At 57.6% G+C, this 13,697-nt stretch carries 12 protein-coding genes; 6 read left to right on the top strand and 6 right to left on the bottom strand.

Annotated features, from left to right (window positions below; translation table 11 throughout):
• Positions 1-12 precede the first annotated feature (12 nt).
• Positions 13-858: a VirB6/TrbL-like conjugal transfer protein, CD1112 family gene (locus tag BLIJ_RS08660; protein WP_012577976.1), complete on the bottom strand. Its 846-nt coding sequence runs from the start codon at positions 856-858 to the stop codon at positions 13-15.
• A 28-nt stretch (positions 859-886) separates the two neighbouring features.
• Positions 887-1,093 carry a hypothetical protein gene (locus BLIJ_RS08655; RefSeq protein WP_014484998.1) on the bottom strand — a complete coding sequence of 69 codons (207 nt, stop codon included), beginning with the start codon at positions 1,091-1,093 and terminating at the stop codon, positions 887-889.
• Between the two features lie 185 nt (positions 1,094-1,278).
• Here BLIJ_RS08655 and BLIJ_RS08650 point away from each other — a divergent pair, with 185 nt between their 5' ends.
• Positions 1,279-1,695: a hypothetical protein gene (locus BLIJ_RS08650; RefSeq protein WP_014484997.1), complete on the top strand. Its 417-nt coding sequence runs from the start codon at positions 1,279-1,281 to the stop codon at positions 1,693-1,695.
• A gap of 19 nt (positions 1,696-1,714) precedes the next feature.
• A complete protein-coding gene (locus BLIJ_RS08645; RefSeq protein WP_012577974.1) occupies positions 1,715-2,194 on the top strand; it encodes a hypothetical protein in 480 nt (159 codons plus the stop codon).
• A 416-nt stretch (positions 2,195-2,610) separates the two neighbouring features.
• Here BLIJ_RS08645 and BLIJ_RS08640 read toward each other — a convergent pair whose 3' ends face one another.
• A complete protein-coding gene (locus tag BLIJ_RS08640; RefSeq protein ID WP_041982004.1) occupies positions 2,611-6,960 on the bottom strand; it encodes an LPXTG cell wall anchor domain-containing protein in 4,350 nt (1,449 codons plus the stop codon).
• 321 nt (positions 6,961-7,281) lie between these two features.
• Here BLIJ_RS08640 and BLIJ_RS08635 point away from each other — a divergent pair, with 321 nt between their 5' ends.
• Positions 7,282-7,929 (top strand): HAD family hydrolase, encoded by a 648-nt coding sequence (locus BLIJ_RS08635; protein WP_003832791.1) that lies wholly within the window; start codon positions 7,282-7,284, stop codon positions 7,927-7,929.
• 349 nt (positions 7,930-8,278) lie between these two features.
• On the opposite strand, the gene BLIJ_RS08630 is transcribed toward BLIJ_RS08635, so the two are convergent.
• Both BLIJ_RS08630 and BLIJ_RS08625 read right to left on the bottom strand, forming a co-directional pair.
• The gene (locus BLIJ_RS08630; protein ID WP_012577972.1) at positions 8,279-8,797 is read right to left on the bottom strand and encodes a GNAT family N-acetyltransferase; all 519 of its coding nucleotides are present in this window, start codon (positions 8,795-8,797) and stop codon (positions 8,279-8,281) included.
• A 165-nt stretch (positions 8,798-8,962) separates the two neighbouring features.
• A complete protein-coding gene (locus tag BLIJ_RS08625) occupies positions 8,963-10,474 on the bottom strand; it encodes an ATP-binding cassette domain-containing protein (RefSeq protein ID WP_012577971.1) in 1,512 nt (503 codons plus the stop codon).
• A 35-nt stretch (positions 10,475-10,509) separates the two neighbouring features.
• Between BLIJ_RS08625 and BLIJ_RS14420 the strand changes: the two genes are divergently transcribed.
• Positions 10,510-10,722, top strand: coding sequence for a hypothetical protein (locus BLIJ_RS14420; protein WP_126386329.1), 213 nt, complete (start codon positions 10,510-10,512; stop codon positions 10,720-10,722).
• Positions 10,723-10,819: 97 nt separating this feature from the next.
• Here BLIJ_RS14420 and BLIJ_RS08620 read toward each other — a convergent pair whose 3' ends face one another.
• Entirely contained in the window at positions 10,820-11,926 is a 1,107-nt protein-coding gene (locus BLIJ_RS08620) for an IS30 family transposase (protein WP_012577970.1), read from the bottom strand.
• A gap of 166 nt (positions 11,927-12,092) precedes the next feature.
• On the opposite strand from BLIJ_RS08620, the gene BLIJ_RS08615 reads away from it, so the two are divergent.
• Both BLIJ_RS08615 and BLIJ_RS14415 read left to right on the top strand, forming a co-directional pair.
• Entirely contained in the window at positions 12,093-13,151 is a 1,059-nt protein-coding gene (locus BLIJ_RS08615; RefSeq protein ID WP_012577969.1) for a hypothetical protein, read from the top strand.
• Positions 13,135-13,695: a hypothetical protein gene (locus BLIJ_RS14415; protein ID WP_126386327.1), complete on the top strand. Its 561-nt coding sequence runs from the start codon at positions 13,135-13,137 to the stop codon at positions 13,693-13,695. The genes BLIJ_RS08615 and BLIJ_RS14415 overlap by 17 nt, the downstream gene beginning before the upstream one ends.
• The last annotated feature ends 2 nt before the right edge of the window (positions 13,696-13,697 follow it).

The following is a 13,697-nucleotide window of genomic DNA, read 5'->3' as shown; positions in this document are numbered from 1 at the left end:
TCCCTATCGCGCTCACTCGCCGCCCGCGATCGCGCGGCTGACACGTTGGGAGACCGCGATCACGAAGAACAACAGGATGCCCGCCATCAGCAGGTTGCCGAAATTGCCCGTCACCCACGACACCATCCCCGACCCATCGCCCTCGGGCAGACGCACCGCGTCGATCACGATGCGCTGATAGAACACCAGGCACACGAACACGCACACCGCGTTGAGCGACGTGCGCGCATAGGCCTTGAAATAGCCCACACCCACCGGCCTGGTGTCCTCATGCACCAGCAAGGCGAACGGCAACGACTGGAACGCGGTCAGGGTATACAATTCGATGAACCTGATGTACAGCACCACGGTGAACACCACCGCCGCGAGCTGCGAGACCAGCCACGGAATCGCCAACAGAAAGAACAGCGCCGCCTGCCCCATCATGCCGGCGTCCTTGACCTGTTCCCGCATCAGATCGCCCAGCTGACCGCCATCGCCGGCCGTATCGAACGACAATTGCGAGGAAGCACCCTGCATGAGGAATTGGGTGGCCGAATCGAACGCACGCAGGAACAATCCCGCATTCTGAACCGCCAGAAATACCAGCGCGACCTTGAACAACGTGCCCGCCACAATCTTCACGCCCAACTCGCGGTCGGACTCGATGCGCGTGGAATTACGCGCCAACTCCAAGGTGAACACCACCGCCAGAACCACCGAGGTCAACGGCTTGACCGCCACGTCATGCACGTTCACGGCCAACTGGTAAAGCGCCGGATTCCACGTCTCTGGCCCCTGCGACAGCATGCCAGTGGCTATCGAACCGGCACCGCCGCCCCCGATCATGTTGAGCATCGCAACGATGAAATCCTCCATGCCGGGATCCCCGATGCCTCAAACCGGCTCAGCCCATCGCCACGGCGCTGAAGATCTGCGCCGCCGCGATGATCATGCCGCCGCCCACGATCTGCCACAGACCCGACTGCGTCTGCGGCCCGTTATGATCCTTCAAACCGCCACCGAATGTCACCGCGCCCCACACCAGCCACAGGCCGCCGCCGATCGTCGCGAACTTCACGAACAACTCCAGCACCTGGTTCATCAAATCCACAGCCGCACTCCTCCGCACAGGAACGGCACGGCCCACCGCCATGCCCACGCATACGGCCATCCTCGTGCAGTCCCGTGGAATCAGCGGCGGACAAATTCACACAGCATTCGTTCAGCATACTTACAGAAATAGGTAAATCAAGACGCTATAGTATTCGCCAAAAGATGCCCGGGAAAGGGAAAAGAATGCAAAATAACGACCAGCAGCAGAATGATCTTTGGATTAAGCAATCTCTCGGCGCTGCTTCAAACTGGGAAGAACTAGACGAAGCCGATCGAGTCTCCCTTCGGAAAGCAGCAGCATGGTACGCAATCATCGCCATCGGATTAGCTATTGGTGTGGGGATTCTCTCATTCACCATTCTGCAAGACGGCGCAAAGGCTACACTCGTGACTTCGTCGCTCGCCATCATTGGCGCGGTCTTTCCTGCGATAGAAAAAGTCGTGTCGGGATCGATGGAATACTTTGAATCAACAAACGAGAAACTTCATGTTGCAAAACTTAAATTGATGCGCAGTTATTTCAACCTATATGCATTGATTCTGGTCGGTGCTGCGCTTCTCGATTTCATTGCCGCAGCATTCCTCGGCCTGTGGCAATAACGTTTGGAGATGACGTGAAATGGCAGATGACATTTGCCGAATTTGCGGTAAAGAAGGGCCGCTGAGCTTTGAACACATCCCTCCTCAATCTGTGGGTAATGATCACACGGTGAAGCTCTATTCAGGCGTTGACGCCGTGAAGAGCAGCTTGACCGGGCAGGATGACATGGAAGGCCTGAAGTATCGGCAATTGCAAAGAGGTCAAGGATTCAAGACGATTTGCAGCTCATGCAATAGTTATCTTGGTCAAAACTACGTCAAGCCATTCAGTGAGTTCTATCGTGCAACTGGACAGCAAATCCTTGTCTCTGACTTTCAGGAAGGGGATAAATCCATTCATTTCAAGACAGATAGGCTCATGCCTCTTGCATTTGTGAAGCAGGTGATGTCGAACTTCTGTGTATCAGCTGGTGATATGCATGACTGTAAGGACTATCTCTTGGATAGAGAGAGCACTGTTTTCCCAGCGATACAGACTCCATATGTTTATAGTCGATAACCTGCGTGAACAAAAGCTGTTCACCGGATGGATGGTTCCCATATTTGCGGATTACACGTGCTGCAAAATGGCATGTATCAGGATACCGCCATTCGCTTTCACTTTGTTTGATCTCAGTTCTAGTAATAAGGTGCCTGAATGGCCAGGCAACATAACCGATTTAGCTAGAGTGCCGTGGGGAGAGAAACCTGGCATCGAGTTTCACTTGCCAGTGCTTAAAGCAGCGAATCATAGTCCGCTGTCATGGGGGAACGTTGGCTAAAGCCGATGGGGAACAGACGAAATAGGCCCGCAGGACTACGCCTGCGGGCCTAGTATGCACTGCCCCGTTTTGCCGGGACAGTTGCATGGTATCACCGTCTAACTGCCAACTGGAATACGAAAGTTGGCTCTAAGCAGCAGATGGGTAGTTGTTATTAGTTCATGGGCGGCTCCTTGGGATTGATAGTGGTGACGAGTTGGGCGAAGTCCGGCTCGGGGCCATCTCCATCGGGACTGCCATCACGGCCAGCGCCATCATCATTCGCGTCGTTCTCGTGCCCGGTGTGGCGGCCGTTGGCGCGGGTGAGGCGGATCGCGGCGGTTGCACCGGTGCCGAGGAGTGCGAGGACGAGGATGACGGCGATGAGGCCGGCGATGTTGGTACCGGTGGTCGCCAGGTTGTCCTTGGGCTGGTAGCCGTTCCAGTCGTCGGTGTTGCTGGTCACGGTGGTGTCCGCGCACAGGGTTCGCCCGTCGATCTCCACCGCGTCCTCGGGCAGCTTCTCCTCGTCCTTGCCGTCGAAGGGGTCGGGGTCGGAGACGATGCATTGGACGAGCGGCGTGCCGGTGACGATGGCGCGGTCGGTGTGATGCTCGTTCACATCACTGAGGGTGGCCTTGACCTCCACGCTGTCGCCAGGCTTGAGGATCAGCGTCTGCCAGTCGTCGGGATACTCGAACTCGCCGATTTGGCCGTCGCCGGCGACGAGCTGGTCGGTAAGGTTCAGCTCGCTTGCCTTGAACCAGGGGCCTTCGCCGGTGTCGGGGTCGGTGGGCGATGCGTTGGTGATGGTGAACACGATGCGAGCATCGCTCCCGTTCATGTTCAGCGCCTCGTCAACGGTGTCACGGTCGCCGTCGGGCCAGCCGGAGTGCTCGTCCCATTTCTCGATGGTGAGCCGGGGCGTCATGTCGGGCGTGTGCGTGGTGACGGTGTTCGAGGGCCGTTCGACCCCGTTGATGGTCTCGGTGAACCGGTTGGCCACGGGACCGCCCACGGCGATGCGCTGGCATTGGATGAACGTGGTCCACGCCTGCTCATGCTCGGTGTCGGCCGACACGAGTCCAAGCATCAGCTCCGTGGCGCGCACGGTGACCACGCCGTGCTCGTCGGTGGCGAGCTCGAAGAGTTCTCCGCCGAAACGGCTGGCGTCGAAGTCGGAGCCGGCGATGCGTTCGCCCCGCTCGGCCAAGGTCTCGCCGTCCTTGATGAGGTCGCGGGCGGCGTAGACGGCCCATTGACCGGTGAACTTGTCGTACCGGGTGTCGAGCGGGTCGCTGATGGACCAGTCGGAGACCTGCGGATAGGCGCGGTCGGGCGGCAGCGTGGAGCTGTCGAGCCGGTAGAGGAACAGGCTGTTGAGATAGATGCTCTTGCCATCCACGCTCTGCCCGTCCACCTTGACCACGACATCCTTGGCCGGGTTGATCGGCTTCAAGGGGTTGGAAACCTGGTTGGTGTCCTTGCGCACGTCGTTGACCAGCTGGGTGGCCGTGTTCGTGACCACGTAATCGTCGGTGACCTTGATGACGGTCATCGGCAGCGTGACCTCATACGAGGTGCCCAGAAGCGACTGGTCGATGGCCGGGTCCTTCAACGGGTCGTGGTCCTTGTCGCCAAGCGCGGCGTAGATCTTGAGATCGGCTGGCTGGGGGTCGCCCTTGATGGTCTCTCCCGTCGCCGGAACCTCGGTGTCAACGGTTTTGGCGAACACGTATGCCACGCCGTCGATGGCTTGGATGTTGAACCGGTCGGTCATACCCCTGCCGTTGGCCTTGTCGGTCACGGTGATATGGTTCTCGTCGAGTTCGAGGTATTCGTCGTCCCAGTCATCGACCATGCCCAGCCGCCACACCTTGTAGGCATGGTTCGTCTGCTTGGCGTCGAGATTGATCCGATAGTAGATGCGGTCTCTGAGCAACGCGGTCTTGCCGTCGATCGAAATGGACGGGTCGGCCTGGGTGTCCTCCTTGCCCGGCTGGAAGTCGGGCGGATCGTTCCATACCTTGTTGCTTGGCGTGACCGAGTTGTTCAAGGTCAATGCCCACCGGTTGTCAACCACGGTGTCAGCCGGGGCATCCTCGGCCACGACGCCCTCGAACCTGATGATGATCCTGGGATTCGCGCCCGCCAGCCAGTTCGCCCGCACATAGTCGTCGGCGAACACGAGACGCACGGCATGGTTCGCGTCGTTCCACTCGCTGCGGTACTGGCTCTTGGGGATGAACTTGCCGGTGGTCAGGTCGGTGACCTCCAGGGTCTGCTTGTCCGGCTGGAAGTGCTCGTCATACGTGTCGGTGACCGCCACCTCGACGATAGTGTAGGCGAGACTGTCGGGCAGGTGCGGCTGGGTTTCCAGACGGTATTCGAGACGCTGGCCGGGGAAGACGATCTTGCCGTCCACGCTGTCCTGGGCGCCGCCTTGGGAGGATTCCCCGACCACATCCTTGACCACGGACGGCACGTAACCGCAGACCTTCGGCTCGTTGGTTTCGACCGTGTGGGTGTTGATGGTCTGCGAGCCGGCGTTGGTCAACTCCGCGCCGTTCTTGCCGGCGGTGCAGAACGTGATCTCGTCGTCCGCTTCGGTGCCGAAGTCATCGCGCACCTGGCCCGCCCCGGCCCCGTTGGCGTAGTTCGCGCGGCCGGGCACGAGCATCGTGATCTGCCTGGCCTTCGCCAAGCCCTTCAGTCCGGTCAGGTAGGAGGCCTTGGCCGTGGCGGTGACCACGGTGCCATCGATCGTGATGTCCCACTGGTCGGTGATGTCACGGCCACGGTTGGCGATGTCGCTCACGCTGCTGGCACGATCGGTGCCCGCGTCCGCCTCGTACACTCGGACGTTCGCCGCTTCATCGGCGTCGAACAGGTAATCGGCGGCTGTCCAATCATCGACCAAGGTGAGCGTCTGCGGAGCCTGGATCAGGTTCGCCGGCACGGTGCCGTTGACCACGGAGGCCACGCGGTCTCCGTCGAGGAACACCTTGCCGTCGCCGCCGGTCTGGTTGGTGCGGTCGGGGTCGATCACGGCCTGCCACTTGCCATTAGTGTCGAGCATGATCCAGCTTTTGTCGGGATTGGGACGCCAGGTGTCGAACTCGCGTTCTCCCGCGTCGGCCTCGGGCAGCTGGTTCCACTTGCCCCACGCATGGTCGCTGATGTTCTGGTAATCGGATGGCAGGCTGACGGTCACATCGAAGCCGAACACATACTCGTGGTCGAACGGCATCATGCCCTTGTCGGCCGAACGGACCGCGCTGACCGTGTTCGATGCGCGGTCCCAACCGATCTCGAACTCGTTGGAGACATCGCGATTGTTGTCGGTGGCGTCCACGAGCGTGAAGCCGTCCACCGTGTAATCGACGCCGTTGGGTTCGATCACGTCCCTGAAACTCAGCTCGTAACCGCCCCGGCCGGTCCCATACGTGATGGTGGTGCGGTTGGTCATTCGGTCGGCGCTGACGCCTTCCTCGATGCTTTTGACCGGATCGGCCGGCGGCACGGCGCTGACCTTCCAGGTCTCCGCCGGATCCCGGTCCGTGGTGTCCACGGCCGCCTGCATGCTTCCCTGCCTGGGCACTTGGATGTCGATCCAATATGTGCCCTCGGCCCAGGAATCCATGCCGAAATCACCCGGCGAGGCCAGGTTGTCGATCACGGTGTCGCCGCTGTTGGCGAAGCTGATCGGCTTGCTTACGCTGCCCGTCGGCGTGTAGGGGCCGCCATCGTAGTGCACGATCGCGGTGCCGTGCAGGGTCTCCTTGATCGACGAGCCGCCGTTGTTCGCGTGGATGGTGTCGCCGACCGGCGTGGTCGAGCCGACCTGTATGTCGGTCTGCTGGCGGTGCGAGGTGGTGACGGTCAACGGATAATCGACGGGCGGCTGGTTCTTGGCCAGCATGACCACACGGAACGAGGCATCGGGATTGGCGTTGATGGAATCCTGCACCAGGCTATCCACCGAACGCACGCCAAGCCGATCGGTCCACGTGGTGCCGGTCGTGTACGACTGGCCTTGGTACTGGTAGGTGCCGCGCCCTTCGGCGGCCCATTGGGACTCCCAACGCTGACGCGCGTTCGAACTGACATAGGAACCGCTGAACACGCCGTTGCCGAGGCGCGCGTAGCCGACAGCGACCATCCGGCATTCCGCGTCACCCTCCCCGGTGTATGAGGCCTTGCACTCCGAGATCGCGTCGGCAAGGATGGCATTCATATCCACGAACTGATTCGACCCATCCTCCAAATCGGAAGACAGGGTGGTGCCCGAATCACGTATCGCCTGCTTCATGCCCTCCAGAGTGGCGGGCCAGGAATCCTTGTAGATCCAATGCACGTCGGCGGTCTGCGATGGAACCTGCCCGCCGGAACCGCCACCGCCCTCGCCGGAACCGCCACCACCGCCCTCGGCGAACGCGGCTGGCGCCAGATATCCCAAGGCCAACGCCCCTGCGGTCAGGGCAGCCATCAGCATCGTGCGCCTGCTCTTCTTCCCACCTGACATACGTATCCGTCCTTTCAGTCGGAAGCGCCCCATGATGCGCTCCCTCCCGTTTCACACGGATACGGAAAATGCGGGCGACCATTCACGGCCGCCCGCATCCTTCCTTGTCCCTGGAAGAAGAACGCACCGGCGGGCCTTCCGCCGGGACGCCTTTCCCAGCTTCCCCCTGCCAGCCGTAGCCAGCGGCGGACAACTGCAATCGCATGAAACGGTTTAATGGGACTATCTGCCTTTCTTTTCTGATATGTGTGCCTTTTGATACGCTATTGGCTTAGTTACCGGCTGGAGGTTCGGGCTGAACCAGTAAATGAAGAGGGATGAATGGCGGGAATTGCATTTTTTGATATCGACGGAACGCTCACATACGGCATTAGCTCTGGCGCATTTATTGCGGACCGGTTGGGTACCGGCGACAGGATGCGAGATGCAGAGGATCGATACGCACGCGGTGAGATCGGAAATGACACGGTATGCGATATTGATGCTCGTGGATACACTGGCCATCGGGTAAGTGAAATTCACGGATGGTTGAACGATCTCCCGCTTGTGCAAGGAATCGCACAGTCCGTTGCGGAATGCAAGTCGAGGGGAATCAAGCCAGTCCTCGCATCCTGCGCTTGGACAGTCGTTTCCGAGAGCCTTGCGCAGAGATTTGGATTTGAAGCATGGTGCGGTCCAGAACTTGCTGTCAAGGATGGCGTGTTTATTGGTAAAACAGCGGCATATGCCGATGAACAAACCAAAGTAACATTCATGAGGCAGCAATGTGAATGCTTGGGAGTTGAAGCTTCGAATTGCATCGCTATTGGTGACAGTCGTTCTGACCTACCGCTGTTCAAAGCCGTCGGTGTCTCGCTTGCCTTCAACGCGGACAAGCAGACACGTGCTGCTGCGACTTTTGCTTTCGAAGGAGCGGATCTATCCACTGCGCTAGCCCGTCTCTTTGAACATTTGCCAGTTGAAAGCTGACTTCAGACTGACAGGCTGCACACTGAGGACAAGATTGGGAACGAGCCTCCCAAAAAGCTTTTCGAGGTCGTATCATTCGTGAGCTTCATGCGTGAACACCTGCGCGGTGGTGCGGTCCACGCCGACTACACGTTGCGTCATGTGGCACATTGCGAAAGCCTGCCCACATTCATCGAGGATGGATGGTGGTGCTGGCTCTTATCAAGAGCAAAGCCGAAAACATAATAAGGAATAGACTGCATCTGTATGTCAGATTGTTTGCTTGTATGAATGCGGGACTTGCAGCCGCACATATCACAGTGGGTGGCTTACGCACTGGCTCCATGCGGATGATGTGTGGAACACTGCCTCAATCCGCGAGAGCCACGCGCATGACCAGTTCACCGTCGTGTTCGCTAATGATGGTGAAGCCAAGCGACTCGTAGAGATGGAGGGCGTTGGCGTTGGTGCGCTGGACCGAGAGGCTGGCTGCGGCGTGACCATCGGTTCGCAGTCGGTCCAGTAACGCCGTCATCAGGCGGTGCCCTATGCCTCGGTTCCGCCAGTCGGGAAGCAAGGATATGGAGACTTCCGGCGTTGCCGTGTCGATGGTACCGTAGCCTGCGGAGTTGTTCGGGAAGATTCTGGCCCATGCGGCACCCACGATTTGCGGACCGTTCGGTAGTCCGGCGCGAGCAACCATGCAGGCATCGTCGGGCCGTCCGAATCCCTCGATATATCGCCGCAATTCCGGCAGCTCGACAACGCTCCTGTCCGGTGCCGGGGTTCCCGGCGATACATGAATCGCCTGATACAGGAACTCGACGAGCAACGGATATTCCTCCGGTCGCATCGCCGTGATTGCGATGGCCGAAGGAACATGAGCCATGTTCGCCTCCATGTGAAGTTTTTTGCCATGTGCTCGCGGCATAATCGGTCGTGTCATACTGGTGTCCTCTTGCTCGGTCATTGCCATCGATACAGCTTCATACGAAAAGGAATGCGTCTTGCCGATATCCAAGTCTTACGAAGGAACGTAAACTCATAGATAGCGTCATGACGCGCATCGCCATCGAATCGATGTGACGGCATTCAGAAACCATTCGTCATGGCTGACTGCGACCAATGCGCCCGCATAGGAGGATAGCGTATTAGCAAGTGCCTGTTTGGAGTGCAGGTCGAGGTGGTTGGTCGGCTCATCCATGATGATGAGCTGTGGCTGTTCAATCATGCCGAGGCACAACAGAAGTTTGCGTAGTTCGCCTGGCGAGGGATTGCCGCCGGCGAGCAGTCTGTCGGGGTCGGCGTTAAGTTGGGCGTAGGCGCTGAGCACAATGGCGCGTTGCTCGTCCGTCAAAGCATGCAAGCGGTTCATTGCGTTGGCGGTATCCATGTCGCTGGAATTTTGGGGAATATAGAGATATGGCATTCTCTCCGAATGCCGCTGCGCTTCATCACGCTCCAGCGCTTCGATCAATCGTCGTATCAATGCGGTTTTACCGCTGCCATTTGGACCGCTGATGCCGATGCGGTCGCGCGGGCCGATGCTCAGCATATCGGGTTGGTCCGCGATGGCGTGGTCGTTGGGGATGCGCGTCAATTCCCTGCGTGAGCTCGGCATGACGTTCATCCAGATGGTGCCGTCGTAGCGTTTGGCCGCTTCGCTGAGGTGAGCAAGTCTGTCGGTGGCGGCGGCGATACGCCCGTCGAATTGCGCGCTTGTCTGTGCGACAGTGGTGCCGATAGCCGGTTTCAGATTTTTCAGGGCTTTGCGAGCGTCGATGTCCTTGATATCGATGCGCATTCCCTGATTCTTCCGCATATCCAGTTCGCGCGCACGCTGCGCCCGCTCCCGCTTGATGCGCTGCATGCGTTGCAGCTCCTTTCGAGTGGACTGTATGGCGGCCGTATCGGCACGTTGATTGTCGCGCATCTGCTGCGCGGCCTGGGTATATCCACCCTGATAGGTGTTCGCCGCCGTGATGTTACGCCCACGCGCATGTCGGCGCTCCAGCATCACGCAGCGCGAACACGTCGCGTCGATCAGTTCGACATCATGGGAGATCACGATGCCTATGCCATCGAACCGACGCATCGCCTGCGTGATGGCTTGGCGCGTCCTGCCGTCCACATGATTGGTTGGCTCGTCCAACACCAGCACGTCGGGATCGCCGGCCAGCGCACAAGCGATTTGCAGCCGCTTGGCTTCGCCTCCAGAGAGAGTCTCGTATCGGTATGCCCAATCGTCGCCGATGTTCAGCGCGTCGCGGATGGCGATGGTCTCGCCCGTCCAATCCGCCACGAAATCATCCAGATTCGTAGGCGTTTCATCAGTACGTTGCGGACAGTAGGCGACTGCCATCTTGCACGGGTTCGGCGAGACTATCCCCGAATCGGGGGAAAGCATGCCGCAGGCGAGTTTGGCCAGTGTGGTCTTGCCAATGCCATTGTCTCCCAGCACTGCGGCCCAGCCGGCCGCGAATGTCGCGGACAGATGTTCGAACAATGGTTCCGGCGCGCCCGGATAGCAGTAGGAAATATCGGTTAGTGTCAATATCTGACTCATGGAAGCCTCTTTCGATAAGGCGCATTAATCAAACTGTGACTATCGAAAAGTGGCGGACTGTGCCATTTATTGCCAAGCTGTATTCAGAAAGCAGTCCTCGTGACGGCACTGAAAGTCGCTATGCTAACGAGAACTTCATCGAATCAGGCATTGCGATTGGTACAATGGCAGATACGCGCGATAATGCGCAGAACACGCGGAATCTCTCCTCATGCAATCCGCCACTGCTCAAATCACCAATGCTCTAAGGCCTTCCTGCTTCGGAACCACCTTGGCATGTCAGGTGTTCCATCAAATTTAGTTGGATTTTACCATAGCAACTATCAATTCCTCAATCCCCCGGATTCAATTTGTAAGTGCAACGCCCGTCTTCGTGTTGGTTGCCTTTGATTGTAGCTTGGCCATCTCCTCGTCCCATACCTCGTTGGGCGTTTTGTAGCCGAGGAGCTTCATGGGGGTGTCGTTGATCTCCCCGACGATCGCGTCGAGCTCGTCCTGCGTGAGATCCTCGAAACTGGTTCCCTTGGGCAGGTAGCGGCGGATCCTGCCGTTCCTGTTCTCGTTGCTGCCACGCTGCCAGGAACTGTACGGGTCGGCGAAGTACGTGAGCATGCCCAGCGCCTCGTCCACCAGCATGTGCAGGCTCGCCTCCGTGCCGTTGTCCCACGTGCGGTCGACGCGCGCGGCCGGCGGCATGTCCTTGAAGATCTCGTACTCGGCCCTGGCCGTGGCGGACGCGCTCTTGTCGTCGACGAGCCGGGCGAACAGCCTGCGGCTCCTGCGCTCCACCTGCGTGTTCACGCAGCGCCTCGACGGCGCGGCGCCGACCACCGTGTCCGACTCGAAATGGCCGAACCCCTTCCTGGATCCGACCGCCTCGGGCCGGTCCGCGATGGGCACGCGCATCGGGATGCGCGGCCCTTTCGCCTTCCTGCCCTTTTTCCTCGTCCGGCGTTTCCTGCCGCGCGCCAGGTACTGGCGCAGGTCCAGCGCCCGCTGCGGCTTGGCGTAGATCCACTGGTAGAGGCACTCGTGGCTGATCCGCATCGACGGGTCGCCGGCGCACTGGGCCTTCAACCGTCCCTCGATCAGTTCCGGGCTCCACCCCCTGCGCAGCGAGTCCAGCACCCAGGCGCGCAACGGGCCCGAGTCCATGCGACGCGGCTTCCTGGACTCGCGCCGACGCAGGTCCGCCTTCCTCTGCGCGGCCAGCGCCGAATAGAACGGACCCGAGGTCCACGGCCCGGTCTTCAGCCGTTTCGGCCGGTAGGGGCGATACGACCCGTTCTCGTTGGACGCGAACCACAGGCCGCGCCTCAGCTCGCGGCTCACGGTGGACTTGTCCCGGCCGATCCTCTCCGCGGTCCGACGGATGCCCGGATGCTGTTCGCAATGCAGCTTCTCGATCAGGATCCTCTCCTCGGACGACAGGTGCGAATACTGTTGACCCATGAGTGCAACACCTTCTTAAGTTAGAAACTTCGAACACTTCCAACCCTAGACAAGGTGTTGCACTTCTATTTAGAACCCGGGGAAGCGCCATGATCCCCCAAACGCGTGTAGAATCTGTGGTAACAACCGCAAACTACACCGATGTCGTTCAAGCTGGGGAGCATGGATGGTCAGAAGTACTGTTGACTACTACGCCTTTACTGTAAAAACGCGGAAAAAGAATCCAGATATTCCTCGCGACGTTCTGGATGTCGGGGGCGGATACAGTGTCTTAGCATATCTATGTTCCTATTTAGAACACGTCAAGGGTACCATTCTCAAAGATGAGAGACGGGAACGAATATATTCCGTAAGCGATTACGAAGTCCATGGACGGCTTGTGCTGATTGATGTGTTGTCCGGTCAGTACGGTGAAAGTGGCCAATTGCTGGACATACTTCGTGGCAACGTTGTTAGAGACATCAATCCCGACGAAGCCGCCGTGAAAACAGTCAGAATAGTTTTTTGCTGCCCTAGAGGCGATGATGTGAAGATGGCGATCTTTGCCGTCGAACACATGAATTCCATTAACGGAAAATTTGTGATTGACTATTTCGCGAAGTGCTTACGTGCTTTTATCCCGGGATTGGTCGCGAAAATCGATGGGATTCTCGAAAAGGAAGCGTGGCTGGATTCAAGTAGCCTTATTTCGATGAAAATTCCCATTAGCAGCACCGACCAACAGCTGACAGTCGATAACGGATTGGACGATGATCCCAAGGAAACGATGTATGGCCGCATGGCATTGGTTGTTCTGCCTCCGAAGGGTGTCTCTGTGCTTAATCCGAGATTCTGGCGGGCGCTGAGGAAAAAGAATATGGGAAGGGAAGGGATGCTGACAATTCCGTCATTGAATAATGAATCCATTCCCAAACAAGGAGTCCTGGTCGAGGCTGCGGGAATCGATGGTCGCAAAAAGACGTTCACAATCGGCAATGAGAAGAGTCCGAAAATTCGTGAGGTTATTACCGGAGACGGTGAGCCACGTTTGGATAACGGACAACTAAGGCGTGTGCTTTCTGATTCTATCTTTAGCAAATATCATGATGAACAGATTCGTCTTGAAACTGGATGGGACAGTGGAGAGATGCATGAAGAGATACCGGACTCAGAAGTTATTGACTGGAATACATTATTTGAACAGGTAAATCCGCAAAATGGTGATAGATATGAACTTGAATCATAACGGCATCCTCTATCACTACATGGATACATTGGCTCCGAAGATTCGTGAATCGGACGATGGTCGAAATATTGCGTGGAAATACGTATTGCGGGAATTATTGTGTCCGACGATTGTCGCAATATTGGATTTTTGTTTTGGACGGTTTGCGGTAAACGCCGATATTATCGTATCGGCTTTAGGTGTCCTCGGAGGTTTATTGTTCGCACACGCTATCTTCGTATTTGAACTTAGAATGACATATAATCAAAATTTGCGAGAACGCGTGAAAAATGGAGAAATTCAAGCTGAGAATTTAAAACTTACACGACTCGTGGATGACATGTTCTTCAGCGTCGTATACTCGTCGGCTCTTGCTCTCGGAATAACTATATTGACCTCTATGGGGTCTTCCCTTGGGATATATGGTCAATTACCTGATATAGGGAAAAAAGTAGTTTCAGCGATTGTTGTATGGCTAATGACTCATTTAGCGTTCTGCATATATCGGGTACTGAAGATAACGACAAGTGCGTATGGAGAATTACGAAAGAAACGTATCTCATAAGT

This window comes from Bifidobacterium longum subsp. infantis ATCC 15697 = JCM 1222 = DSM 20088, assembly GCF_000269965.1.
Classification (GTDB): Bacteria; Actinomycetota; Actinomycetes; order Actinomycetales; family Bifidobacteriaceae; genus Bifidobacterium; species Bifidobacterium infantis.
The sequence above is the reverse complement of the archived record's forward strand: the minus strand, read 5'-3'. Positions and strand labels throughout refer to the sequence as shown.